Source organism: Mycolicibacterium sp. CBM1 (assembly GCF_054073305.1).
The window spans coordinates 137,373-162,501 of sequence record NZ_JBSXPP010000008.1 but is presented as its reverse complement, the minus strand read 5'-3'; the positions used below and the strand labels follow the sequence as shown (position 1 = coordinate 162,501).

Here is a 25,129-nt window from a genome sequence, read left to right as displayed (position 1 = left end):
GGCCAAGGTTGTTCACGTAACTGCTTGCAAGCGAGCACTTCTCGATTCTTCACGCTGGGGCGGGAATGGTACTGCGCAGGACGGCACGGTACAGCCGGGGCGGCGGCCCGCCGACGAGACGACAGGAGGCACCTACCGTGCAACAGACCATAGACGTGACGAGCGACTCAACCGGCGCCCAGACGGAGACCGACACCGGCAGCCAGGGAGCGCTGGCGACAATCCTGCGCTATGACGTGCCGGCCTCCCTGGTGGTGTTCCTGGTGGCACTGCCGCTGTCGCTGGGCATCGCGATCGCCTCCAACGCCCCGGTGCTGGCCGGACTGATCGCCGCCATCGTCGGCGGGCTGGTCGCCGGCGCGCTAGGCGGCTCACCGTTGCAGGTCAGCGGGCCCGCCGCCGGGCTGACCGTGATCGTCGCCGGTTTGGTGGCCGAGTTCAGCTGGGCGGTGACCTGCGCCATCACGGTGTGCGCGGGCGCGCTGCAGATCGTCTTCGGTCTCAGCCGATGTGGCCGCGCCGCGTTGGCGATCTCACCGATGGTGGTGCACGCCATGCTCGCCGGCATCGGCATCACCATCGCGCTCCAGCAGGTTCACGTTCTGCTGGGTGGCAGTTCGGAGAGCTCGGCCTGGCGCAATATCACCGAACTGCCGATGCAGCTGTTCACAGCGGATCACACCGGGATGTTCATCGGGCTGCTCGTGATCGCCATCCTCGTCGCCTGGCGGTGGGTTCCGCTGCCCGTGCGGCGCGTGCCCGGTCCCCTGGTCGCCATCGTCGTCGCCAGCCTGGTCGCCTGGGTGGCGGCACCCGGCGTGCCGCGCATCGCGCTCGACGGGTCCCTGATCGACGCGCTGGCGCTGCCCGGCCTCCCGGACGGCAACTGGGGTGCCTTCGCCACCGGCGTCGTCACCGTTGCGCTGATCGCCAGCGTGGAGAGCCTGCTGACCGCTGTTGCGGTCGACCGGATGCACACCGGTTCTCGTTCGAACCTCGATCGGGAACTGGTGGGGCAGGGCGCGGCCAACATGGTCTCCGGTGTTGTCGGCGGCCTGCCGATCACCGGCGTGATCGTGCGCAGCACGGCCAACGTCGCAGCGGGCGCCAAGACCCGAGCGTCGACGATGTTGCATGCACTGTGGGTGTTGGTCTTCGCACTGCCGTTCGCCGGGTTGGCCACCCAGATTCCGACCGCCGCCCTGGCGGGGCTGCTCATCGTGGTCGGCATCCAGCTGGTGAAGATCACCCACATCGAAACAGCCAGACGCACTGGCGACATAGCAGTCTACCTGGTCACACTCGGCGGCGTCGTCTTCTTGAATCTGCTCGAGGGCGTGCTGCTGGGGCTTGCACTCGCGGTTGCGCTGACGGTGTGGCGGGTTGCCCGAGCACGCATTCATGCCGAACCCGTCGACAACGGCCAATGGCTTGTGACGGTGGAGGGTTCGTGCACCTTCCTGTCCCTGCCGCGGATGCATCGCGTCCTGGCCGCCGTTCCGCAAGGGGCGCGGGTGATCCTTGAGCTGTCGGTCGACTTCATCGACCATGCGGCGCAGCAGACGATCGAAGACTGGCGCCGCCAGCACGAAGCCGCCGGCGGAATCGTCCTGTTGCGCGAAGTCGGTGCGGTGGAGCTCGACAGTGCACTCACCGGCCCGCCCGCACGTGCTTTCAGCGCGGTGGATCCGACGCCCGAGAACGCGCGAACCCTGCTGATCACCTGCACTGACTGTGGAGTCGAGCCGACCGCGATCAGTACCGGTGAGCTGGTCACATTCGGCATCGGGGACAGCGACTCGTCATTGGATGCGGCGATCGCTTACGCCGTCGGACACCTCAATGTGACGATGATCGTGGTCTGCGGCCATTCCGGTTGCCCGACAATGGCACAGCTGCGCGACGATCGAGCCGAACCCAGTGCCACGCTGGCGGCCTTCGACGACGGCCGCCATCCGGTGGCACGCTCCGCGGCGGCCCAAGGCTTTGAGCCCACCGACCAACTGTGCATGGTCGACGTCGCGGTGAAGGCTCAAGCGGTTGCAGCTCATCCCCTGGTGCACGAGGGGATGAAGTCGGCGCAGATGAAGGTGGTCGGACTGTTTCACGACCGCGCGAGCGCATGCGTATTCCCGGTGGAATGCTCTGCCCTGGAACCGAATCCGACTGGACGAGAAGGTCAATATGGGTTCGGTATGAGTCGCGTGACCATGCAGCGCAACGGAATTAGCCTTGAGTTATAGGGCCGGTGGGAATGGATAGGTTTCAGAGAGAAGCCTTTCCCGCCCGAGCCACGATCCTACGGAGGTGAGTGACCTTGCAGGCGACGAGCTAGTGATCATGTCGAATCCACTGTTTGCCAACAAGATAGAGAAGGAATTCATGATGAAGATCAGGCTTCGCCACCTTGCCCCCTTGATCGCGGCAGGTGCGGCCGCCACCGCCATCGCCGTAGCGCCCCCCGCGGCTGCGATCTCCAACACAACGACATGCAACGAGAAGGGCGCCGCTTCGGTGTGCCAGCGGCAGGGCCACTCCTCGATTCACGTCAGTCCGCCGGTTCGGCCCAACCAGCCCTTCGGATTCGGGACGGGCTTCGGGCCGATCAACCCGCTGTGGCTTCTGGGCTAGCCGTCTAACCCGCCACCAACGCAGGGCCGCGAGGGAAAATCCCTCGCGGCCCTTGCCGTTGACAACGACGTTGGGCTGACGTCAGTCGTCGAGGACGTCACGCACCACGGCGTCGGCCAGCAGTCGGCCCCGGCCGGTGAGCACTAGCCGGTCGGCCGCGCGCGCCAGCAAGCCCTCCGTCACCGCACCTGCGGCACGCACTCGCTCGGAGTCAGTGAGCTCCGACAGTGGCAGACCGTCGCGTAACCGTATCTGCAACATCACGCTTTCGACGTGTCGGTCATGAGAGTCGAGACGCTCGAAGTCGGCGACCGGCAGCTGACCCTCGGCCAGCCGTTGCGCATAGGTATTGGGGTGCTTGATATTCCACCATCGGGTGTCGCCTACGAAGCCGTGGGCACCGGGTCCCGCACCCCACCACTGGCCACCGTTCCAGTAACCGACGTTGTGCCGGCACTGGGCGCCAGGACGGCTCCAGTTCGACACCTCGTACCAATCCAGCCCGGCGGCGGTGAGCCGCTCGTCGAGGAGTTCGTAGCGGTGGGCCAGCACGTCGTCGTCCGGCGCGGCGACCTCACCGCGCCTGACCCGGCGGGCGAGCGCGGTGCCGTCCTCGACGACCAGCGCATAGGCCGAAACGTGGTCGACACCGGCGGACAGCGCCGCCTCCACCGACCGCAGCAGATCGTCGTCGGACTCCCCCGGCGTGCCGTAGATGAGGTCGATGTTGAGGTGCTCGAAGCCGGCAGCGGTGGCCTCGGCAGCCGCCTGCAACGCCCGGCCCGGGGAATGGGTGCGATCCAGGATCGCCAGTACCCGGGGCGCAGTCGACTGCATGCCCAGCGACACCCGGGTGTAACCCGCCGCGCGGATCTCCCCGAAGAACGCGGCCGATGTCGACTCCGGGTTGGCCTCGGTTGTCACCTCCGCGCCGGCGGCCAGGACGAAGTTGTCCCGCACCGCGCCGAGCACGTCGACCAGCCCGGCCCCGCCCAACAGCGACGGGGTGCCGCCGCCGACGAACACCGTGTCCACCGCGACCGAGCCGACGCTGCTGGCCGCGAGGGCGAGCTCGTCGCGCAGCGCGGCCAGCCAGCCCTGTGGTGTCGCGCCGCCGAGCTCGCCGGCGGTATAGGTGTTGAAGTCGCAGTATCCGCAGCGGGCGGCGCAGAACGGCACGTGAATATAGATGCCGAACGCAGTGCCCCGGGTCAGGGCGAGGTGCGGCACCTGCGCCGGTGCAGGACGGATCGACATGCATTCAGTCTCCCAGAGCGGCGCACGAGCAGACTTTCGCTCATCGCGAGCCAAAATCTGGCCCGGTTAGAGCTATCGCCGGGGTCCGTGGCAGAATGGCCCGCATGACTGCCCCTCAGACCCTGCGCGGTATCGCGCTGGTGGCTCGGCGGCACGTCGATTTCAAGCGCGTTTGTACTTGTTGTTGTCTGGCTTGATGCCGTAGACCCGCCCACCTGAACTTCAGCTGGCCGCCGGATCTGCGCCGCCGGAACAGCTCACCGGTGGGTTTCGCGATTCGATACGCCAGCTCCTTGACATGAGGAGCATCTTTCATGAGTCAGCCAACAGACACCGCGCGCGCGCCCAAGGGGCGTAGCGAGGGCCAGTGGGCCCTGGGCGAACGCGAGCCGCTCAACGCCAACGAACAGTTCAAAAAGGACGACGACGCGCTCAACGTCCGCGCCCGCATCGAGAACGTCTACGCCAAGCAGGGCTTCGAGAGCATCGACAAGACCGACCTGCGCGGCCGGATGCGCTGGTGGGGTCTGTACACCCAGCGCAAGCCGGGCTATGACGGCACCTGGACCGGTGACGAGAACACCGACATGCTCGAAGACGAGTTCTTCATGCTGCGGGTGCGCAGCGACGGTGGCGCGCTGACCACCGCCGCGCTCCGCACCCTCGGCGGCATTTCGACCGAGTTCGCCCGCGATACCGCCGATATCAGCGACCGCGAGAACGTGCAGTACCACTGGATCCGGGTCGAGGACATGCCGGAGATCTGGCGCCGCCTCGATGAGGTGGGCCTGCAGACCACCGAGGCGTGCGGCGACTGCCCCCGCGTGGTGCTCGGGTCGCCGCTGGCAGGCGAATCCGTCGACGAGGTTCTCGACGGCACCCCCGCGATCGACGAGATCGTGCGCCGCTACATCGGCAAGCCGGAGTACTCGAACCTGCCGCGCAAGTTCAAGACCGCCATCAGCGGTCTGCAGGACGTGGTGCACGAGGTCAACGACGTCGCCTTCATCGGGGTCAACCACCCCGAGCACGGCCCCGGTTTCGACCTGTGGGTCGGCGGCGGCCTGTCGACTAACCCGATGCTGGGCCAGCGGGTCGGCGCCTGGGTGCCGCGCGACGAGGTGCCCGACGTCTGGGAGGCCGTGGTCAGCGTCTTCCGCGACTACGGCTACCGGCGGTTGCGCGCCAAAGCCCGGCTGAAGTTCCTGATCAAGGACTGGGGCGTTGATAAGTTCCGCGAAGTTCTCGAGACGGAGTACCTGAAGCGGCCCCTAATCGACGGGCCCGCACCCGAGCCGGTCGTCCGCCCGATCGACCACGTCGGTGTGCAACGACTCAAGAACGGGCTCAACGCCGTCGGGGTGGCACCGATCGCCGGACGCGTGTCGGGCACGATCCTCACGAAGGTCGCCGACCTCGCCGAGGCCGCAGGTTCCAATCGGGTTCGGTTCACGCCGTACCAGAAGCTGATCGTGCTCGACGTCCCGGATGACGAGGTGGCCAAACTCACGGCCGGGCTCGACGCGCTGGGCCTGCCGTCGACCCCCTCGCACTGGCGTCGAAACCTGATGGCCTGCACCGGGATCGAGTTCTGCAAGCTGAGCTTCGCCGAGACCCGGGTGCGTGCTCAGAGCCTGGTGCCCGATCTGGAGAAGCGGCTTCAGGACATCAACTCCGAGCTAGACGTACCGGTCACGGTCAACATCAACGGCTGCCCCAATTCGTGCGCGCGCATCCAGATCGCCGACATCGGCTTCAAGGGCCAGATGATCGACGACGGCAACGGCCCGGAAGAAGGGTTCCAGGTTCACCTGGGCGGCAGCCTCGGGCTGGACAGTGGTTTCGGCCGCAAACTGCGCCAGCACAAGGTGCTCTCCAGCGAGCTCGGCGACTACATCGAGCGGGTGGTGCGCAACTTCGTGAAACAAAGACAGGACGGCGAGCGTTTCGCCCAGTGGGCGGTCAGAGCCGAAGACGAGGATTTGCGATGAGCGCTTGCGCGAAGAGCGAGGTAGTGGCGTGAGCGCTTGCGCGAAGAGCGAGGTAGTGGCGTGAGCGCTTGCGCGAAGAGCGAGGGGCACCGATGAGTATTGGGGTGGACAGAGTGACCGAAGCCGAGTTACGGGCGTTGGCCGAACAGGGCGCGGCGGAACTGGACGGGGCCTCGGCCGGCGAGCTGCTGGCCTGGACGGACAAGCACTTCGGTGGCAACTACGTGGTGGCCTCCAACATGCAGGACGCCGTGCTGGTCGACTTGGCGGCCAAGGTGCGCCCGGGTGTGGACGTGCTGTTCCTGGACACGGGCTATCACTTTGCGGAGACGATCGGCACCCGCGACGCGGTCGAGGCCGTCTACGACGTCCACGTCGTCAACGTAGGCGCCGAGCAGAGTGTGACCGAGCAGGATCGGTTGCTGGGCAAGGACTTGTTCGCCCGCGACCCCAACGAGTGCTGCCGGCTGCGCAAGGTGACGCCGCTACGCAAGGCGCTGCAGGGGTATTCGGCGTGGGTCACCGGCATCCGCCGGGTCGAGGCGCCGACGCGCGCCAACGCTCCGCTGATCAGTTTCGACGAGGCGTTCAAGCTGGTGAAGATCAACCCGCTGGCGGCCTGGACCGACGAAGAGATGGACGCCTACATCCAGGCCAACGGTGTGCTGGTGAATCCGCTTGTGGACGAAGGCTATCCGTCCATCGGCTGCGCGCCCTGCACCGCGAAGCCGGTCGACGGCGCCGATCCGCGCAGCGGTCGGTGGCAGGGTCTGGCCAAGACCGAATGCGGGCTGCACGCGTCGTGAGATCTGCGACCATCGCTGGGTCGCAACACCGCTGCACGCTGATCCTCACCGCGCACGGTAGTGCCGATCCACGCTCCGCGGCAACCACGAACGCGGTAGCCGAGCAGATCCGGGCACAACGGCCACGCCTGGATGTGCGGGTGGCGTTCTGCGAGCAGAACTCGCCAAACCTTCGTGATGTGCTGGGATTGCTGGCGGGTCCTGCGGTCGTCGCACCGCTGCTGCTGGCCAGCGCCTACCATGCCCGCGTGGATATCCCCGCGATGATCGCCGAGGCGGGCGCCGAGGTGATCCAGGCCGAAACTCTGGGCGAGGATCCCCGTTTGCTCGACGTGATGAGGGAACGCCTCGTCGATGCCGAGGTTGACCCGCGCGATCCGACGGTGGGCGTGCTCGTGGTCGCAGTGGGTTCCTCACACAGCGCCGCCAACGCCCGCACCTCGACCCTTGCCGCCGCGTTGGGGCACGGAACACAGTGGGCCGCAACACAGGTCGCCTATGCGACCGGCCCGATACCGTCGGTCGCCGATGGGATCGAGACCCTCCGCAGCCGCGGAGCCCGCCGGATCGTCGTGGCGCCCTGGTTCATCGCCCCGGGCCGGATCACCGATCGGGTGTCCGCCATCCTCGACGCCGCAGGCATCCCGATGGCCGCACCGCTCGGCGCTCATCCCTTGGTAGCCCAGACGGTGCTCGACCGATTCGATCAGGCGGTGGCCGCCAGGCTGGCGGCCTAGCCGGCGGTGGCGGAGGCCTTGCTGGTGGTCGCCACCTGAACCTCGCCGGCGATCGGCGGAACCCGGGTGGCCCGCACATAGACGGTGTCACCCTCTTTGAGCCCCAATGCTTCTGCGTCGCCGCGGGTGATCTGCGCGGTGAACGGCGAGCCATTGGTCGCGCTGGTCAATTCGACACGCACCTCGAAGCCCAGGTACACCACCCGGTCTATGGTGGCGCGCACGACGCCGGTGGACTCTGCGGTGCCGTCGCCGGCCGCGATGGCCATCTCCGGACTGCGGCCCACCCGAATATCGTGCGGGCGCACCATGATTCCGTTCAGCGCCGACACCGTGCCGAGAAACGACATCACGAACGCGTTGGCCGGGCTGTCGTAGACCTCGGTCGGCGTGCCAATCTGCTCGATGCGCCCCTTGTTGAGCACAGCGATGCGGTCGGCCACATCCAGCGCCTCGGCCTGGTCGTGGGTGACCAGCACCGTGGTCACGTGTACCTCGTCGTGCAGCCTGCGTAGCCAGGCCCGGAGGTCTTCGCGCACCTTCGCGTCGAGCGCGCCGAACGGTTCGTCGAGCAGCAGCACCTGGGGGTCCACGGCCAGCGCGCGAGCCAGCGCCATGCGCTGACGCTGACCGCCGGAAAGCTGGTTGGGATAGCGGGTCTGGAAGCCGGCCAAGCCGACGACCTCGAGAAGATTGTCCACCTTCTCTTTGATCTCGGCCTTGGGCCTCTTGCGGATCTTGAGGCCGAACGCCACATTGTCGCGGACGGTCAGATGTTTGAAGGCCGCGTAATGCTGGAACACGAAGCCGATCCCGCGCCGCTGCGGAGGCACGGCCGTGACGTCACGTTCATTGATGGTGATCGTCCCGGAGTCGGGTTGGTCGAGGCCGGCGATGGCACGCAGCAGCGTCGACTTGCCCGATCCGCTGGGCCCCAGCAGGGCGGTCAACGACCCGGACGGGACGACGAAGTCGACATTGTCGAGGGCGACGAAGTCGCCGTAGCGCTTGTTGGCGCCGGTGACGGTGATGGCGTTGGTCATGTGTTCTTCACTCCTGAGTGGCCTTCGCACGCCGGGCGTCCAGAATCACCTGGACGACAAGGACTAACACCGCAACCGCCATCAGCAGGGTCGAGATGGCGTAGGTGCCGTACTCGTCGGCTCTGCTGTAACGGTCCGAGACAAGCAAGGTCAGCGTCTGGGATGTACCGGGCAGGTTCGACGAAACCATGATCACCGCGCCGTATTCGCCGAGGGTACGGGCAACTGTGAGCACGATGCCGTAGGTCAGACCCCACCGGATCGAGGGCAGGGTGATCCGCCAGAAGGTCTGCCACCAACTCGAACCGAGGGTGGCGGCCGCCTCCTCCTGGTCGGTGCCGAGTTCGTGCAGGACCGGCTCGACCTCACGGATAACGAACGGGACCGTGACGAAGATGCTGGCGAGCACGATGCCGGGGAAACCGAAGATGATCTTCAGACCGAGGCTGTTCTCGACGAAGCCGAACACTCCCGCGGTCCCCCACAGCAGGATCAGCGCGACGCCCACCACCACCGGCGAAACCGCGAACGGCAGGTCGATCACCGCCTGCAGCGCGGTCTTGCCGCGGAACTTGTTGCGGGCCAGCACCAGCGCGGTGGGAACGCCGAAGACGACGTTGAGCGGCACCACGATCGCCACGACCAGCAGGGAAAGTTGCAGCGCCGAGATCGCCGCCGGGGTGGTGATCGAGGCGAAGAACGCGCCGACGCCCGGAGCCAATGTCCGCCACAGGATGAGCCCGACGGGGACGAGCACCAGCACCGAGATGTAGGCCAGTGCGGCGTAGCGGGCGAGGTAGCGCACCACCGGGGACGGGGTCACGACGTCTGCTCCTCGCGCTTGGCCGCACGCGAACCGATGGTCCGCAGGATCAGCAGCACGATGAATGAGATAGCCAGTAGCACAATGGAGATGGCCGCAGCTCCCGTGCGGTCGTCGTTTTCGATCAGGGTCCGGATCCACTGCGAGGACACTTCGGTCTCCCCCGGCACCGCGCCGCCGATGAGCACCACCGAACCGAACTCGCCGATGGCTCGGGAGAATGCCAGCCCTGCGCCCGACAGCAACGACGGCAGCAGCGCCGGCAGGATCACCGAGAAGAAGATCACGGTGTTGTTGGCGCCGAGCGAGGCCGCCGCCTCCTCGACCTCGCGGTCGAGTTCGAGCAACACCGGCTGAACCGAGCGCACGACGAACGGCAACGTGACGAACAACAGCGCCACGCCCACACCCCATTTGGTGTGCTGCAGGTGGAGATCCACCGGGCTGTTGGGGCCGTAGAGCGCCAGCATGACGAGGCTGGCCACGATCGTGGGCAACGCAAAGGGTAGATCGATCACCGCGTCGACCAGTCGCTTACCCGGGAAGTCATCTCGGGTGAGCACCCACGCGACCAACAGACCGAACACGGCGTTGACCACAGTGACGCCGATCGAGATGGTCAACGTCACCCGCAACGACTCCAGTGCGGCGTTGGAGGTGACGGCGAGCCAGAAGGCGTGCCAACCGCCCTTGGCCGACTGCCAGACGATCGCGGCCAACGGCAGCAGGACAATGACGCTCAACCAGATCGAGGCCGCACCGACCCGCAGGGAGGTGGTGCCGTGGCGCCGCCCGACGAGGGCGGGCGGTCCGCCCGAGCCACCACCGGTGTGCTCGGGCCGGACCGCCTGCAGATTCGGTTCGATCGCTGCTGTCATCCAGTGGCCTGCTTGTAGATCTTGGTGATCGAGCCATTGTCCTTGTCGAACAGCGCCGGATCCACCGCACTCCAACCGCCGAGGTCGGCGATGGTCCACAGCTTCTGTGCCGGCGCGGGGAAATCGGCGGCGAACTCAGCGGCCACCGCGGGATCGACCGGGCGGAAACCGGCCTGCGCCCAGATCTTCTGGCCCTCCGGGGTGAACAGGAAGTTCTTCAGCGCGGTCGCCTTGTCCTGGTGTGCGCTCGTCGTCACCACCGCGACCGGGTTCTCGATCTTGAAAGTCTGCGGCGGGACGATGTGTTCGACCGGCTTGCCCTGCCGCTCGACGTTGATGGCTTCGTCCTCGTAGCTCAACAGCACGTCGCCGGTTCCCTGCAGGAAGACGTCGGTGGCCTCTCGGCCGGAGCCGGGGCGTGTCTTGACATGTTCGCTGACGAGCTTGCTCACGAAGTCCAGGCCGGCCTGCGGGTCCTGGCCGCCGTTGCTCTTGGCGGCATACGGCGCCAGCAGGTTCCACTTGGCCGAGCCCGAGCTCAGGGGGCTGGGGGTGACCACCTCGACGCCGGGCTGCAGCAGGTCGTCCCAGTCCTTGATGTTCTTGGGGTTGCCCTTGCGGACCACCAGGGTGACCACCGAGCCGAAGGGGACGCCCTTGGTGGCGTCCTTGTTCCAGTCCGCGGCAACCTTGTTGGCCTTCACCAGACGCGTGACGTCGGGCTCGACGGAGAAGTTGACGATGTCGGCGGGCTTGCCGTCCACCACGGCGCGCGACTGGTCACCGGAGGCGCCGTAGGACGTCGTGACCGCAACGCCCTTGCCTTCGGGAGTGGCCGCGAAAGCCGGGATGATCTTGCTCCAACCCGGTTCGGGCACCGCGTAGGCGACCAGCGTCAGGGTGGTGTCAGCCTTGGCGCCGCTGCCGCCGCCGACCACGTCACTCGACCCACCGCCACAGGCGGCGAGCATCGTGGCGGCCGTGGCAAGGGCTGCGGCGGCGCTCCACCGGCGAAGCGGCGAGTGCTTCCTGGACATTGATGGCCTTTCTCATTGCGCTATCGGGTGGACTGACCCCGTCACAACGGAATGGCGATGCTTCACAGGCGAATTGCCATGACCATCACCGACACCAAACCGCGGACGGGTAGGGGTGTCAGCGACAACATGCAACATCAGCAACGGCCAGCGCGCCGACGGCGATAAGGGCCAGAATGTGGCCCTCGCCGTAACCGCTCACCGAATGCATGGCGGGAAGCTTAACAGAGTTCCCGTTCCTGCCTAGAGCAGGTCTCAGCGATTGATCAACCAGACGACGACAACCAAGATCAGCAGCGCTACCAGCGCCAATGTGACACGCGAACGGGGCATCCCGGTCATCGGGACCGCCGCTGGTCGTGGCGCAGCCAGTGCAATGCCCGGATGCCGCTGCCCAGTGCGGCGTCGATCACGACGGCGATGCCGTAGGCCAGGGCGAGCACGACGGGCATCACGATGATGGTCTGCAGCACGAATCCGAGCCCGGACAGCCACAACTCGACGCCGTCCCACCAACTCAGGAAGCCACTCACCAGACCAGGGTATGCCGCGCCGGTAGACCGCTCGCCGCCGGTGGTAACAGCAAAGCGACGGATCACCCCATAAGTAGACGACGGGCGGCCCGTCGGTCGATGATGTCCCAATGGTTCTGCACGCCCAGCCAGCCGGCGAGGACACCGACGACGTGCCCCTGCAGTCACCGCCGCCCTTGGCCCAGACCGCTCCGGTGCCCTATGCGCCGAGCCCGGCGTTGCGCAATCCGTTCCCGCCGATCGCCGACTACGCATTCCTGTCCGACTGCGAGAACACCTGCCTGATCTCCTCGGCTGGCGCGGTCGAGTGGCTATGTGTCCCGCGACCAGACTCCCCCAGCGTCTTCGGGGCGATCTTGGACCGCGGGGCCGGCCATTTCCGACTCGGCCCCTACGGCGTCTCGGTGCCGGCGGCGCGACGGTATCTGCCCGGCAGCCTCATCCTGGAGACCACCTGGCAGACCCACACGGGCTGGGTGATCGTGCGCGACGCCCTGGTCATGGGCCCCTGGCATGACATCGACCGGCGGTCGCGGACGCACCGGCGCACCCCGATGGACTGGGATGCCGAGCACATCCTGCTGCGCACGGTGAAATGCGTCAGCGGAACGGTCGAGCTGGTGATGAACTGCGAGCCCTCCTTCGACTACGCCCGGGTCAACGCCGCCTGGGAGTACTCGGCCAATGCCTACGGTGAGGCGATCGCCCGAGCCAGGAAGGATCCAGACGCCCACCCCACGATGCGGCTGACCACCAACCTGCGGATCGGACTGGAGGGCCGCGAGGCCCGTGCCCGCACCCGGCTCAAGGAGGGTGACAACGTCTTCGTCGCGTTGTCCTGGTCCAAGCATCCGTCGCCACAGACCTACGAAGAGGCCGCTGACAAGATGTGGCAGACCAGCGAGGCCTGGCGGCAGTGGATCAACATCGGGGACTTCCCCGACCATCCGTGGCGCTCCTACCTGCAGCGCAGCGCGCTGACCCTCAAGGGGCTCACCTACTCCCCGACCGGCGCGCTGCTGGCCGCCAGCACCACGTCGCTACCCGAGACCCCGCAGGGCGAACGGAACTGGGATTACCGCTACGCCTGGGTTCGCGACTCGACCTTCGCGCTGTGGGGGCTCTACACACTGGGGCTGGACCGGGAGGCCGACGACTTCTTCTCCTTCATCGCCGACGTGTCGGGAGCCAACAACGGCGAGCGGCATCCCCTGCAGGTGATGTACGCCGTCGGTGGGGAACGCGAGCTCGTCGAAGAGGAACTCAATCATCTCTCCGGCTACGACAACGCCCGGCCGGTGCGCATCGGTAACGGCGCCTACAACCAGCGCCAGCACGACATCTGGGGCACCATGCTCGACTCGGTGTACCTGCACGCCAAATCGCGCGAGCAGATCTCCGACCAGCTGTGGCCGGTGCTCAAGGAACAGGTCGAAGAGGCCATCAAGCACTGGAAGGAACCCGACCGCGGCATCTGGGAGGTGCGCGGGGAAGCCCAGCACTTCACCTCCTCGAAGGTGATGTGCTGGGTGGCGCTGGATCGCGGGTCGAAGCTGGCCGAGCTGGTCGGCGAGAAGAGCTACGCCCAGCAATGGCGGGCGATCGCCGAGGAGATCAAGGCCGACATCCTGGCCCACGGAGTGGACAAGCGCGGGGTGTTGACCCAGCGGTACGGCGACGACGCGCTCGACGCGTCGCTGCTGTTGGTACCGCTCGTGCGGTTCCTGCCGTCCGACGACCCACGGGTGCGCGCCACCGTGCTGGCGATCGCCGACGAGCTGACCGAGGACGGGCTGGTGCTGCGCTACCGCGTGGAGGAGACCGACGACGGCCTGTCCGGCGAAGAGGGCACGTTCACGATCTGTTCGTTCTGGCTGGTGTCGGCGCTGGTGGAGATCGGCGAGGTCAGCCGGGCCCGGCATCTGTGCGAGCGGCTGTTGTCCTTCGCAAGTCCGCTGCACCTGTATGCCGAGGAGATCGAGCCACGCACCGGCCGGCACCTGGGCAACTTCCCGCAGGCGTTCACCCACCTGGCGCTGATCAATGCCGTCGTACACGTGATCCGTGCCGAGGAGGAGGCGGACAGCACGGGGGTGTTCCAGCCGGCGAACGCGCCCATGTAGGCGGATGACTACAAACAGGTGATGTAGGCGGATGCCTACAAACAGGTGATGTAGGCCCTCAGCCGAGGCGGTCGGCAAGTAGCGCCGCCTCGGCGCGGCCCAGCAGAGCCTTGACCACTGCCACATCCTGCCGGTCGTCACCCAGCGCGATCGCCATCCGGCGGGCCCACTGCCTGCGCACCCGGGTCAGGTTGTCGGCGGCCAGGGCGGTCGGAAACAGGTTGATCCCGCGCGCGTCGTGCGGGTCGGCACGGCGGTCGACGAAGCCGCGACGCTCGAGCCCCCGCAGGGCGGTACTGAGGTTGCTGCGCTGCAGGCCGGTGGACCTCGCGACATCGCTGGGTGCGGCCCCGGGGTGACTGTCGATGTAGCGCATCACGTGTGCTTCCGACGGCGTCAGGTGCGCGGTGTCAGCGTCCATCCCCATCCGAAGTTCGCGGGCGACGACGAGTATCACCTCAGCAAGGTCGGCCAGCTCACTATCCATGGACAAATCCTACCGCGACTGGTTATCATTCCATAGTTATTTCTTCATAATCACTTCTCGAGGATGGACATGCCGACCGCCGTGACCGAGCCAGACCGGACAGCCGAGAGCAACAGAGGCATCTCGCCATGGCTTCTCCTCGTGCTCGCACTGCTCTCGGCGGTCGCCCCGATCGCCACTGACCTCTACCTGCCCGCCTTTCCCGAAATGACGGCCGAATTGCGCGCCAGCGCCACGGCCGTGCAGCTGACACTGACCGCGTTCCTGCTCGGGCTCACCTTCGGGCAGCTGGCCTTCGGGCCAATGTCGGACCGCATCGGCCGTCGCGGACCGCTGGTGGTCGGCACCCTGTTGTGCGTGGTCGCCAGCGCGGTGGCCGCGACAGCCCCCAGCGTCGGCATCCTCATCGCAGCTCGGTTCGCCCAGGGGTTCACCGGTGCGGCCGGCATGGTCATCGGCCGGGCCATCATCTCCGACCTCGCGACCGGAAAAGCGGCCGCACGGGCTTTCAGCCTGATGATGATCGTCGGTGGCGTCGCCCCCGTCGTCGCACCGTTCGCCGGCGGCCTGCTGGTGGGCCCGGTGGGTTGGCGCGGCATCCTGTGGGTCGTCGGCGGCATCGCCGTGGCGATGTTCGTCGCGACCGTCGCACTGGTTCGCGAATCCCATCCCAAGGAACGCCGACATGCTCTGAAAGCTTCTGCTGCCGAAGGTATCTCACCGTGGCATGAGCTCAGGTCGCGGACCTACGTCGGCAATACGCTGGCGTTCGGCTTCGGCTTCTCGGTAATGATGGCCTACATCTCAGCATCGCCGTTCGTGTATCAGGTGATGCTCGGACTCACACCAACTCAGTACGGAATTGCCTTCGCGATCAACGCCCTTGGGCTCACCGCGACAAGCGCGTTGTCGGCGCGGCTGACGGCCAACTTCTCCAGCCGGCGACTACTCGGGGTCGGACTGGGCCTGACACTGGCAGCGACGCTCACCCTGCTCGGCCTGGTCCTGTCGGGCGCACCGACGTGGACGATCGCCATCCCGATCTTCATCGCGGTGTGCTGCCAGGGCCTGATCCTCGGTAATGCCACTGCGCTGGCGCTGGCCGCGGTGCCCCGCGCCTCCGGTGCAGGCTCAGCAGGCCTGGGCGCCTTGCAGTTCGGATTCGGAGCGGCCGCCTCACCCCTGGTCAGCCTTGGCGGTGAACACACCGCTCTGCCCCTGGCCGTAGTGATGGTGACGCTGTCCATCCTGGCGCTGACGGCTTTTCTCTCCACCCGGCGAGTTAGCTGACCAGCGGCCGTCCCAGCCGAAGAGCTCGACCACCGGTTCCCTCCCACAGCGCCGCCACGTAGTAGTAGATGACGAACGCGACGACGAACCAGCCCCCGGCGCCGGTGGAGCATCGGGCCACAGCCGTCTCCGAGCTCGACTTGCCGCAACAGTCGCAATCCCACGCCGGACAACCGCGCATCCCAGTTCTCGAAGGCCGCGCGAAGCCCGGAAATACTGCTCGGCAACAGGTTTGGCCCCCGCAGGCGCCAGTACCCGTCGGCGGCGTCGATGGTGAGACGTTCCGGACCGATGCCGATCTGCTCGCGCCAATCGACCTGACAGTTGGTCAATTCGCCGCCGAGGCGCGCGTATCCGCGAAACTGCGGGCTGTTGAGTTGGCTGACGCGGTCCGCGTCGGCCAGGCCGAGGATCGGTAGCACGAGACCCATTGCCAGGCAGTGTCAGCCCTGCGCCATGGGCCTTCATCACATCTGCACGGGTATGAAGCACCCCGCGAAAATCGGTGCAGAACGGGTGATCAACGGCACCGCGTCGTGCCCACGGTCGAACACTCCCGTAGGGCAGAACTCGCTGCAGCGATCACACCCGGGCATCGCCAGACGGACCCGATCACGTTGCTGCCCTGCGGATTCGGCTCGGCAGCACTACTTCTTCGCGGCGTTATTGACCATTCCCGCGACGATGCTCTTAGCCTCGTCGCCGATGGAGCCGCTGCACGCCCAGGCCTCGGCGACCAGATTGGACACCGCTGTCAGCGCATGCTGACAGCCCCAACCCCCGGCGTGGCGCTGCGTGGAGGTCTGCGTCAGGATCTGGTCGCTGACGTCGGCGGCGTCGATCTTCCAGGTGGAGTGCACATCGGAGTTGTCGATGTCGATCGTGGTGTTCCCGCACTTGTCCCACGTCGTTCGGGACGCCTCGACGAACGCCTGCGCCTTGTCCGCGACCGGGTAGAGGACCGCGATCTGTTCGACCCAGTGCTGGTTATCGTTGATGGGTTCCTGCAGTACCTGATCCCGGACGGCGGTCCAGCCACTGCCCTGATAGACAAGTTCCTCGGCGCCGTAGATCGCGCCGAGGCAGTCCAGATCGGACACCCCGTCGGAGTTGTCGCTCATGTCCTCCGACGACGCGGTCACCCGGATGCCTGTGGCCTCCATGATGCCGTTGACCTCGCCGACACTGAGCAGCACCCGGTCGAGGTCGGACTGCACCAGTTCGGGCACGTCGAGCGACACCGGCCCGGCACCCTGCGCGCGCACCGCCACGCCCGCCACGGTGGAAGCACAGCCGGCGAACAACAACGAGCCGACCAGCACGGTGACGCAGATGACGGGCTCACGGCGGGACACGGACGACATTCTCCCCCCGGCTGCCAGTTCCTGTGAGCCGAAACCGTCAGCGCCCCTCAATGACCTTATCCACCATGATCCGAGTCACCCGGGTCGCCCGCCCGGCTTCGCGCTGCTGGGCCGCCGTGCCGTGGGTGACCGCCACATCGACGTCGACGATGCAGTCGGCCGCCAGCCCGATGGAGCGCTCGGTGGGGAACTGCGCATTGCTGTGGTTGTCGGAATTCACCACGGTGGCCGACACCAGCGGCCCGTCCACCCGGACGTCGGTGATCCGCTGCCGGAGTTCGGTGCGGTCTGCGTCATGCAGGTCGGTCGTGAGGATCGTGCCGTCACACGCCTTCCACCGCGCCGCGAAGTTGCTGAACATCCGGTCGGCGGCAGGCTCGGAGTCAAACTGGACGACCCCCGCGTCGACGCTGGAGACGACCTGGTCGCCGCCGTAGTTCGCGAACTCCTGCCAGGCGGCGCCACGGACACCGCCGGGCTCGTAAACCACCCGCATGAATGGTGACGCCGGCCCCAGACACTCGATCGGCCTCGCAGTCTTCTCGTCACGGATACCGTTGGGCAGCAATTCAACTCCCCCCACCACCGCGGGCCCATCGGCGTCCACCGGGTTACCCACCGCCTGGCTGACCTCGACACTGCTGGGCAGGACCGTGACCAGATCCCGCACCGGCGTGGCGCGCAGTGCCTGTTGCGCGCTACCCGCCACCGTGGTGGTGCAGCCGGTCAGGATAGCCACCCCTAACACGGCACCGACAATCGATCGCCCCCGAACGACGTGTGCGTCGTGTGTGATTGAGCCCCCTACTTTTTGGCTTTATCGCCTGACTTGTCACCGGCGGCATCGGAGGACAGCGCGGCGACGAACGCCTCCTGCGGCACGTCCACTCGTCCGATGGTCTTCATCCGCTTCTTGCCTTCTTTCTGCTTCTCGAGCAGTTTGCGCTTGCGGGTGATGTCACCGCCGTAGCACTTGGCCAACACATCCTTGCGGATGGCTCGAATATTCTCGCGGGCAATGATTCTCGAGCCGATCGCGGCCTGGACCGGCACCTCGAACTGCTGGCGCGGGATCAATTCCTTGAGCTTGGTCGTCATCTTGTTGCCGTAGGCGGCCGCCGAGTCCTTGTGGACGATGGCGCTGAACGCGTCGACGGCCTCACCCTGTAGCAGGATGTCCACCTTGACCAGCGCGGCCTCCTGCTCGCCGGCCTCTTCGTAGTCCAGGCTGGCGTACCCGCGGGTGCGGGATTTCAGGGCATCGAAGAAGTCGAAGATGATCTCGCCCAGCGGCATCGTGTAGCGCAGCTCGACGCGCTCCGGCGACAGATAGTCCATCCCACCGAGCTCGCCGCGCCGGGACTGGCACAGCTCCATGATGGTGCCGATGAACTCGCTCGGCGCGATCACCGTGGTCTTGACCACCGGCTCGTAGACCTCGCGGACCTTGCCCTCCGGCCAGTCCGATGGGTTGGTGACGATCTTCTCCGTTCCGTCGTCTTGGATCACCCGATAGACGACGTTTGGCGCGGTCGAAATCAGATCCAGGTCGAACTCGCGCTCTAGGCGTTCCCTGGTGATCTCCATGTGCAGCAGCCCCAGGAAGCCGCACCGGAAGCCGAAGCCCAGCGCCACCGAGGTTTCCGGTTCATAGGTCAGTGCGGCGTCGTTGAGCTGTAGCTTGTCCAGCGCGTCGCGCAGGTTCGGGTAGTCCGAGCCGTCGACGGGGTACAGCCCCGAATAGACCATCGGCTTAGGCTCGCGGTATCCGGTCAGCGCTTCGGTAGCGCCGTGACGAGCACTGGTGACGGTGTCGCCGACCTTGGATTGCCGGACGTCCTTCACCCCGGTGATCAGGTAGCCCACTTCCCCGACGCCGAGACCGATAGTGGGCTTGGGCTCCGGGGACACGATGCCCACCTCGAGCAGTTCGTGAGTGGCGCCGGTGGACATCATCTTGATCTTCTCGCGCGGCACGATCTTGCCATCGACGACGCGGACGTAGGTGACCACGCCGCGATAGATGTCGTAGACGGAGTCGAAGATCATCGCCCGGGCGGGAGCGTCCGCGTCGCCGGTGGGTGCCGGCACCTTGCGGACCACCTCGTCGAGCAGCTCAGCCACCCCGACGCCCGTCTTCCCCGACACCCGGAGCACGTCCTCGGGCTCACAGCCAATGATGTGGGCGATCTCGCCGGCGTAGCGTTCCGGGTCGGCGGCAGGCAGGTCGATCTTGTTGAGCACCGGGATGATCGTCAGGTCGCGATCCAGCGCCAGGTATAGGTTGGCCAGCGTCTGCGCCTCGATGCCCTGGGCCGCGTCTACCAACAGCACCGCGCCCTCGCAGGCCTCCAGCGCGCGCGACACCTCGTAGGTGAAGTCGACGTGGCCCGGCGTATCGATCAGATGCAGGACATATTCGCCGGGGGCAACACCGTCGGTGCCAGCCGCGACTTTCCAGGGCAGCCGCACGTTCTGCGCCTTGATGGTGATGCCGCGCTCGCGCTCGATGTCCATCCGGTCGAGGTACTGCGCGCGCATGTCACGATCCGCGACGACGCCGGTCAGCTGCAGCATCCGGTCCGCGAGAGTCGACTTGCCGTGGTCGATGTGAGCGATGATGCAGAAGTTCCGAATCTGTGCCGGCGCGGTGAACGTCTGGTCGGCGAAACTGCTGATGGGAATCTCCAGGTCGGGTGGTACTTCGAGGGGGCCCTCGGGCCTACTCAGGGTATCGACTGCGGAGCCGCCGGGCACAATCGCACGCCGCGGGCCACTGTGACACTCGCCTATGCTGTCGAGAATGGCGTCGCAGTGGAGGACGTTGCAAAAGCTCGCAGAGCACCTCGTGTTCAACGAGGCGCCGAAGCTCATCCGGCAACTGCCGATCCCGCCGGCGGTCCCGCGGACCATTCAGCAGGGCCTGAAGCTAGGCATCGAGGTGCTGGTGGCCAATGCCGCCACCGCCACCGAGCAACCCGCCGCGATCACCGCGGGCCGGCCGGTGACCAGCAGCAGCGTGCCGACCGCGCACCGCGCGCGCCGGGTGATCTACGCCCCCGACCTTGACGGCCGTGCCGATCCCGGCGAGGTCGTCTGGACCTGGGTGGTCTACGAGGACGACCCCACGCGGGGCAAGGACCGTCCGGTACTGGTCGTCGGGCGCGACCGGCGCACCCTGCTGGGACTGATGCTGTCCAGCCAGGAACACCATGCCGGTGATCCCGACTGGATCGGGATCGGCGCGGGTGGCTGGGACTACGACGGCAGGCCCAGCTGGGTGCGACTGGATCGGGTGCTCGACGTGCCCGAGGAGAGCATCCGCCGCGAGGGCGCGATCCTGGACCGGACGACCTTCGAGCTCGTGGCGGCGCGGCTTCGAGCCGAGTACTCCTGGAGCTGACGTGGGCCCTCAGCCACCTTGGGTGATGTAGGCCTGCAGCTGCTCCTGCTCGGCCTGGAGCTGCTCCATCCGGTTCTTCACGACGTCGCCGATGCTGACGATGCCGACCAGCTGGCCGGCCTGCATCACCGGAACGTGCCGCACCCGGTTGTTGGTCATCAGTGCGCTGAGATCATCGACGAGATCATCGGGGGCGCAGGTGACCAGCGCAGTGCTCATGATGTCGGCGACCCGATGTCGCAGCAGCTCAGGGCCGTGTTCATGGAGTTTGCGCACCACGTCGCGCTCGGAGACGACGCCCACCACACCGTTGGGTCCGACCACCACCATGGCACCGATGTTGTTGACGACCAGCTCAGTGAGCAGGCCACTCACCGTCATGGTTTCGGTCACGGTCGCGACCGCCGAGCCCTTGGCCCGCAAGATGTCCGCGATCCGCATCGCCACCCCCTTGTGATGGATGTCACATCAGACTAAGGCTTATCGGGGCGCCGCGGAAGCAATCCGCCTGTGTTGGGGTTGGCATCGACGAACACCAGGAGGTCCGATGAACGCGCTGCCGCAGACGCGGTTGGGTGATGGCTTGACGGTCAGTGCGATCGGTTTCGGCGGGATGGCGCTGACCCCGGTCTACGGCGAGGTCGACGACGCGGAGTCGCTGGCGACATTGCACCACTGCCTGGACGCCGGCGTCACGTTCCTCGACACCGCCAACGTCTACGGCGGCGGGGCTAATGAGCGACTGATCGCACAGCTCCTGGCCGATCGGCGAGAGGAGGTGACGCTGGCGACGAAGTTCGGCATCGACGGCGACCCGACTACCGGAAGGCTCAAGGCTCGCGGTGACGCCGAGTATGTGCGCCGCTGCATCGACGAGAGCCTGGCCCGGCTCCAGACGGACATCGTCGACCTGTATTACCTGCATCGACGCGACCTGTCGGTTCCGATCGAGGAGACCGTCGGCGCGATGGCCGAACTGGTCGACGCGGGCAAGGTGCGCCATCTCGGTCTGTCGGAGGTGACCGCCGACGAGCTGCGCGCCGCTGTCGCCGTCCACCCGATCGCCGCAGTACAGAGCGAATGGTCGATCTGGAGCCGCGACGTGGAAACCCATGTGGTGCCGACCGCCGCGGAACTGAATGTGGGGTTCGTGCCGTACTCGCCGCTGGGCCGCGGGTTCCTGGCCGGTGCGGTCCGCTCGGCGGCCGACCTGTCCTCGGGATCGGATTTCCGCCGGCACATCCCGCGGTTTGTCGACGACGCGCTCGGCGCGAATCTGGCTGTGGTGCAGGTGGTCACTTCGATCGCCGACGACATCGGCGCGACCGCTGCGCAGGTCGCGCTGGCCTGGTTGCGGCAGCGCGCCGAGACGATGGGCGTGGCGTCAGTCCCCATCCCGGGCACCCGGCGCGCCGCGCGGGTCGACGAGAACACCGCGTCGCTGTCGGTGCGGCTCGACCCCGATCAGCTCGTCGCGTTGGACGCCGCGGGCCGAAGCGTCTGCGGCCACCGGTCCGTCGACCCTGGCTGGGTGTCCGTAGGCCGGGAGTGAGACCCGCTCACGCCTGGGGATCGGAGCGCCCGGCGTGGAGCACCACTGCCGTGTCGTCGAACTGGGCGGCCTGACTGCTGATGCGCGCGATCTCGCTGGGTCGCTTGAGCAGGCCGCGCACGGCGATCGTGGCGACCTGTTCGGCGACGCGGACCGCCTCGGTCGCACGATCCTGCTCGTCGGTGCACAACCGGGTGCGCTTCTGGGCGCCCTCGTCGAAGTTCAGCAGGAGTCCGGCGGTCTCTTCGCGGTCGCAGTCGATGAACTTCCCTTCGGCGATCGCCGCACCGATCAAGTCCGCCACCCAACCCCTGAGCCGTTCGTAGTCAGTCCAGAACTGGTGGAATTCATCGCGCTGGTCGTGCGCAATACGCTGAATCTCGTTGAAGTCGATCGGCGACAACGCCAACTGCAGCGTGTCGAAGCGCAACAACCGGTACAGCTTGACTGCCGGTGACCCGGAGCCCGCGCCGACGTCGGCGATAAACGACAGCGGCGCCCGGTTGACCGCCAACGTCTCCCCCAGCAGCTGCTCTTTGCTGCGGAACCAGTAGTACAGCGACGACTGGTTGAGCCCCGCCGCACGTGCGATATCGCTCATCGTCGTTTGGGCGTAACCCTTTTCGGCGAACAACCGAGTGGCTGCGTTGACGATCCCGCTCCGCGGCGACGCGCCGGGTGCGGACTCGGCGTCATTGCGCGGCCGTCCGATCGATCGGATGGGCCGGTTCTGCGGAGTCGGCACGTGGCGAAGTCTACGGGCGGGCTGCCCGGGTAGCCGACGGGCCGGTTGCGGCGTCATCCCAGTGGTGGCGCCTCGCGGTGGGCGCGTTCGACGACGTCGCGCGCGGCTGCCACCACATCGCGCCACAACTGCAGGCCGAACTCCGTGGACGCGCGCGATGGATGTCCGGTCACCCCGTTGGTCGACACCTGTTGCACCGGATAACGGAACACGCTGCCGGCGGTGCGGTCGGGATCGTCGGCCACAAGCATCGCCTCGGTATCCACCAGTTCGGGTCGGACCGCCAGCATCAGTGCGGTCTCGGCGGCGTTGGCATGCCAATCGGCGGCGTCCTCGGTGGCGCGCCGGGCGATGTCGGGCGTGAGGTCCCACCATTGCATGACACCGATGCGCCGGTCGGGGTTGATCCGGCGAAACCGGTCGCAGGACAACCACAGCGGTGCCGCATTGCCCACGTGGCCGTTGACGAACAGGATGCGGCGCACTCCGGATTCAGCACACGCCTGGGCCACCCGCGCCGCCGTCGCGGCGATCTCCTCTCCGGCGAACGCGACGGTGCCTGCCAGCGCCGTTCCGTGAAAATAGCTGGCACCGAACGCCAACGGGGGCAACACCAATGCGAGTTCACCCGCGGCGGCTTCGGCGACCGCGGTGGCCATGATGGTGTCCGTGCCGACCGGCAGGTGCGGGCCGTGCTGTTCGGTGGCGCCCACCGGGATGAGCGCCACCGTGTCGGGGTCCCCAGCGAGCCGCTGCGCGATCTGGACCGAGTTGAGGTCTTCCCAGCGGTGGCTCACCGGAACATCACTGCGGTCATCAGAAGAACCTCAGATAGCGCTCGGACTCCCACGACGAGACGTGAGCGTTGTAGGAATCCCACTCGAGCTTCTTCTCGGCGACGAACGAGTCACACATGGCCGTTCCGAAGACATTGCGCACCAATGGGTCCGCCTCGATGGCATCGATAGCCTCGCCGAGTGAGCGCGGCAGCCAGGTGATCCCGCGTTCGACCAGGTCCGTCTCCGAAAGCCGGTAGAGGTTGTCGCGGTTGGGTTCACCCGGGTCAAGCCCCTCCCGGATGCCTTCCAACCCGGCGGCCAGCATCAGGGCCGCTCCCAGGTAGGGGTTGTTGGCGCTGTCGGCCGCGCGGCATTCGACCCGCCCGCCACCCCGGGGGATCCGCAGCATGTTGGTGCGGTTGTTGTCCCCGTAGCATGCGAAGATCGGCGCCCACGTGAGTCCGGACATGCTGCCCTGCTTGACCAGCCGCTTGTAGCTGTTCACCGTCGGCGCGATCACTGCGCAGATGGCCGGGGCGTGGCGCAGCACACCGGCGATGAACTGGTAGCCGAGTTCGGACAATCCGCAGCCACGCGGATCGTCGGTGGCCGCGAAGAGGTTGGCGCCGTCGACACCGGCCAGTGACATGTTGTAGTGCGCTCCGCTACCCGTGCGATCGGCGAAGGGTTTGGGCATCCACGACGCGAACAAGCCATGCTTGCGGGCGATCTCGCCGACCATCATCCGGAAGAAGACGAAGCGATCCGCCATCGACACGGCGTTGGTGTAGGTGAAGTCGGTCTCGAACTGACCGTTGCCGTCTTCGTGATCGAACGAATAGACGTCCCAGCCCAATTCGTTCATCGCAGTGACGATCTCGTCTACTACGGGATAGTTGTGCAGCATCCCGCGCAGGTCGTAACAGGGTTTGTCGAGATTGTCGTCCGGGCTGGCCGGCTCGGGAGTCCCCGAGCGATCGGTCAGCAGGAAGAACTCCGTCTCGATGCCAAGGTTGAAGGTGTAGCCGAGGCCTGCCGCGTCGGCGGTCACCCGCTTGAGGATCTGCCGGCTACACGCCTCGAAGGGGGTCTGACCGATCCACAGATCACCGGGGAACCAGACGACCTCGCGGTTGAACGGCAGCACGATCGCGGCGCTCAGATCGGGGTGCGGCGCCACCTCGTCGTCGTTGACGTCCTGGGGAACGCCGTCGAGTGCGGCGCCGGTGAACATCTCCGACCCGAGTGCCGCCTGCGGCAGGTGGCCCAACGGCACCATCTTGCACTTCGGCTTGCCGTGCATGTCGACGAAGCTGATCGCCGCGTACCGGACTCCGGCAGCGTCCAGCTTCTCCGCGACCTCACGGACATCGGCGCCCTGCGCGCTGCCGTTGAGTGTGGTGGTCATCTCTCCCTTTCGGCCGACCCGTGCCGAGAGCGTCCGGGTCAGGGTCGACCCTAAACGGGTTCTGTTGCCGGGCTGTTTCGGAACCGTGAATGACCTATTGAAATAAGGGCGTAGCACACCTGATATATCGCCATTTTCGTCCTGTTCGATCAAGCCTGGTGATCAATACCCTATTGAAAGCGAGAGTCGGCGCGGCCGGCCGGCCCCTCGACGCGACGGCGCACAGCCGTGCGGTAGGCGCA

25 protein-coding genes and 1 pseudogene are annotated in these 25,129 nt (G+C 66.7%); 10 read left to right on the top strand and 16 right to left on the bottom strand.

The features are described 5' to 3' along the window. Positions 1-155 precede the first annotated feature (155 nt). The gene (locus ACXDF8_RS13405; protein ID WP_457223747.1) at positions 156-2,243 is read left to right on the top strand and encodes a SulP family inorganic anion transporter; all 2,088 of its coding nucleotides are present in this window, start codon (positions 156-158) and stop codon (positions 2,241-2,243) included. A 64-nt stretch (positions 2,244-2,307) separates the two neighbouring features. Then, entirely contained in the window at positions 2,308-2,631 is a 324-nt protein-coding gene (locus ACXDF8_RS13400; protein WP_457223746.1) for a hypothetical protein, read from the top strand. An 81-nt stretch (positions 2,632-2,712) separates the two neighbouring features. On the opposite strand, the gene hemW is transcribed toward ACXDF8_RS13400, so the two are convergent. Next, positions 2,713-3,888: a radical SAM family heme chaperone HemW gene (gene hemW, locus ACXDF8_RS13395; RefSeq protein ID WP_457223745.1), complete on the bottom strand. Its 1,176-nt coding sequence runs from the start codon at positions 3,886-3,888 to the stop codon at positions 2,713-2,715. 95 nt (positions 3,889-3,983) lie between these two features. On the opposite strand from hemW, the gene ACXDF8_RS13390 reads away from it, so the two are divergent. From ACXDF8_RS13390 to ACXDF8_RS13375, 4 genes are all read left to right on the top strand, one after another. Further along, complete coding sequence (locus ACXDF8_RS13390) at positions 3,984-4,085, top strand: Ms4527A family Cys-rich leader peptide (RefSeq protein ID WP_457223744.1); 102 nt, start codon at positions 3,984-3,986, stop codon at positions 4,083-4,085. A 117-nt stretch (positions 4,086-4,202) separates the two neighbouring features. After that, a complete protein-coding gene (locus ACXDF8_RS13385) occupies positions 4,203-5,879 on the top strand; it encodes a nitrite/sulfite reductase (RefSeq protein ID WP_457223743.1) in 1,677 nt (558 codons plus the stop codon). Between the two features lie 92 nt (positions 5,880-5,971). Continuing rightward, positions 5,972-6,685 carry a phosphoadenylyl-sulfate reductase gene (locus ACXDF8_RS13380; RefSeq protein WP_457223742.1) on the top strand — a complete coding sequence of 238 codons (714 nt, stop codon included), beginning with the start codon at positions 5,972-5,974 and terminating at the stop codon, positions 6,683-6,685. Then, positions 6,664-7,422 carry a sirohydrochlorin chelatase gene (locus ACXDF8_RS13375; RefSeq protein WP_457223741.1) on the top strand — a complete coding sequence of 253 codons (759 nt, stop codon included), beginning with the start codon at positions 6,664-6,666 and terminating at the stop codon, positions 7,420-7,422. Before ACXDF8_RS13380 ends, ACXDF8_RS13375 begins: the two co-directional genes overlap by 22 nt. Here the strand turns inward: ACXDF8_RS13375 and ACXDF8_RS13370 are convergent. The 6 genes from ACXDF8_RS13370 to ACXDF8_RS13345 form a co-directional block, all read right to left on the bottom strand. Beyond that, positions 7,419-8,465, bottom strand: coding sequence for a sulfate/molybdate ABC transporter ATP-binding protein (locus ACXDF8_RS13370; RefSeq protein ID WP_457223740.1), 1,047 nt, complete (start codon positions 8,463-8,465; stop codon positions 7,419-7,421). The genes ACXDF8_RS13375 and ACXDF8_RS13370 overlap by 4 nt on opposite strands. Positions 8,466-8,472: 7 nt before the next feature. After that, positions 8,473-9,288 carry a sulfate ABC transporter permease subunit CysW gene (gene cysW, locus ACXDF8_RS13365; protein WP_457223739.1) on the bottom strand — a complete coding sequence of 272 codons (816 nt, stop codon included), beginning with the start codon at positions 9,286-9,288 and terminating at the stop codon, positions 8,473-8,475. Then, positions 9,285-10,166 carry a sulfate ABC transporter permease subunit CysT gene (gene cysT, locus ACXDF8_RS13360; protein ID WP_457223738.1) on the bottom strand — a complete coding sequence of 294 codons (882 nt, stop codon included), beginning with the start codon at positions 10,164-10,166 and terminating at the stop codon, positions 9,285-9,287. The genes cysW and cysT overlap by 4 nt, the downstream gene beginning before the upstream one ends. Beyond that, entirely contained in the window at positions 10,163-11,203 is a 1,041-nt protein-coding gene (locus tag ACXDF8_RS13355) for a sulfate ABC transporter substrate-binding protein (RefSeq protein WP_457223737.1), read from the bottom strand. Before ACXDF8_RS13355 ends, cysT begins: the two co-directional genes overlap by 4 nt. Before the next feature lie 118 nt (positions 11,204-11,321). Continuing rightward, the gene (locus ACXDF8_RS13350; protein WP_457223736.1) at positions 11,322-11,414 is read right to left on the bottom strand and encodes an Ms4533A family Cys-rich leader peptide; all 93 of its coding nucleotides are present in this window, start codon (positions 11,412-11,414) and stop codon (positions 11,322-11,324) included. Positions 11,415-11,541: 127 nt separating this feature from the next. After that, entirely contained in the window at positions 11,542-11,736 is a 195-nt protein-coding gene (locus ACXDF8_RS13345; protein WP_457223735.1) for a hypothetical protein, read from the bottom strand. 110 nt (positions 11,737-11,846) lie between these two features. Between ACXDF8_RS13345 and ACXDF8_RS13340 the strand changes: the two genes are divergently transcribed. After that, positions 11,847-13,859: a glycoside hydrolase family 15 protein gene (locus ACXDF8_RS13340; protein WP_457223734.1), complete on the top strand. Its 2,013-nt coding sequence runs from the start codon at positions 11,847-11,849 to the stop codon at positions 13,857-13,859. Positions 13,860-13,917: 58 nt separating this feature from the next. Here ACXDF8_RS13340 and ACXDF8_RS13335 read toward each other — a convergent pair whose 3' ends face one another. Next, the gene (locus ACXDF8_RS13335; RefSeq protein WP_457223733.1) at positions 13,918-14,346 is read right to left on the bottom strand and encodes a MarR family winged helix-turn-helix transcriptional regulator; all 429 of its coding nucleotides are present in this window, start codon (positions 14,344-14,346) and stop codon (positions 13,918-13,920) included. 69 nt (positions 14,347-14,415) lie between these two features. On the opposite strand from ACXDF8_RS13335, the gene ACXDF8_RS13330 reads away from it, so the two are divergent. Next, a complete protein-coding gene (locus ACXDF8_RS13330) occupies positions 14,416-15,636 on the top strand; it encodes a multidrug effflux MFS transporter (protein WP_457223732.1) in 1,221 nt (406 codons plus the stop codon). Positions 15,637-15,764: 128 nt separating this feature from the next. Here ACXDF8_RS13330 and ACXDF8_RS13325 read toward each other — a convergent pair. From ACXDF8_RS13325 to lepA, 4 genes and pseudogenes are all read right to left on the bottom strand, one after another. Further along, positions 15,765-16,028 (bottom strand): annotated as a pseudogene (locus ACXDF8_RS13325) (isopenicillin N synthase family oxygenase); the annotation flags it as partial. A 255-nt stretch (positions 16,029-16,283) separates the two neighbouring features. Beyond that, positions 16,284-17,000, bottom strand: coding sequence for a sensor domain-containing protein (locus ACXDF8_RS13320; RefSeq protein ID WP_457223731.1), 717 nt, complete (start codon positions 16,998-17,000; stop codon positions 16,284-16,286). 37 nt (positions 17,001-17,037) lie between these two features. After that, the gene (locus ACXDF8_RS13315; RefSeq protein ID WP_457223730.1) at positions 17,038-17,739 is read right to left on the bottom strand and encodes a sensor domain-containing protein; all 702 of its coding nucleotides are present in this window, start codon (positions 17,737-17,739) and stop codon (positions 17,038-17,040) included. Between the two features lie 65 nt (positions 17,740-17,804). After that, a complete protein-coding gene (lepA, locus tag ACXDF8_RS13310; RefSeq protein ID WP_457223821.1) occupies positions 17,805-19,730 on the bottom strand; it encodes a translation elongation factor 4 in 1,926 nt (641 codons plus the stop codon). A 73-nt stretch (positions 19,731-19,803) separates the two neighbouring features. On the opposite strand from lepA, the gene ACXDF8_RS13305 reads away from it, so the two are divergent. Next, positions 19,804-20,403, top strand: coding sequence for a type II toxin-antitoxin system PemK/MazF family toxin (locus ACXDF8_RS13305; RefSeq protein WP_457223729.1), 600 nt, complete (start codon positions 19,804-19,806; stop codon positions 20,401-20,403). Positions 20,404-20,412: 9 nt separating this feature from the next. Here the strand turns inward: ACXDF8_RS13305 and ACXDF8_RS13300 are convergent, their stop codons facing one another. Continuing rightward, entirely contained in the window at positions 20,413-20,844 is a 432-nt protein-coding gene (locus ACXDF8_RS13300) for a CBS domain-containing protein (RefSeq protein WP_457223728.1), read from the bottom strand. Positions 20,845-20,950: 106 nt separating this feature from the next. Here ACXDF8_RS13300 and ACXDF8_RS13295 point away from each other — a divergent pair, with 106 nt between their 5' ends. Further along, positions 20,951-21,955 carry an aldo/keto reductase gene (locus ACXDF8_RS13295; RefSeq protein WP_457223727.1) on the top strand — a complete coding sequence of 335 codons (1,005 nt, stop codon included), beginning with the start codon at positions 20,951-20,953 and terminating at the stop codon, positions 21,953-21,955. Between the two features lie 7 nt (positions 21,956-21,962). Here the strand turns inward: ACXDF8_RS13295 and ACXDF8_RS13290 are convergent, their stop codons facing one another. Genes ACXDF8_RS13290 through glnT form a run of 3 tightly spaced genes read right to left on the bottom strand, consistent with a single transcriptional unit; the run spans position 21,963 to position 24,887 of the window. After that, the gene (locus ACXDF8_RS13290) at positions 21,963-22,700 is read right to left on the bottom strand and encodes a TetR/AcrR family transcriptional regulator (RefSeq protein ID WP_457223726.1); all 738 of its coding nucleotides are present in this window, start codon (positions 22,698-22,700) and stop codon (positions 21,963-21,965) included. Positions 22,701-22,753: 53 nt separating this feature from the next. Then, positions 22,754-23,497: a creatininase family protein gene (locus ACXDF8_RS13285; RefSeq protein WP_457223725.1), complete on the bottom strand. Its 744-nt coding sequence runs from the start codon at positions 23,495-23,497 to the stop codon at positions 22,754-22,756. Positions 23,498-23,516: 19 nt separating this feature from the next. Beyond that, positions 23,517-24,887, bottom strand: coding sequence for a type III glutamate--ammonia ligase (gene glnT, locus ACXDF8_RS13280; protein WP_457223724.1), 1,371 nt, complete (start codon positions 24,885-24,887; stop codon positions 23,517-23,519). Positions 24,888-25,129 lie beyond the last annotated feature (242 nt).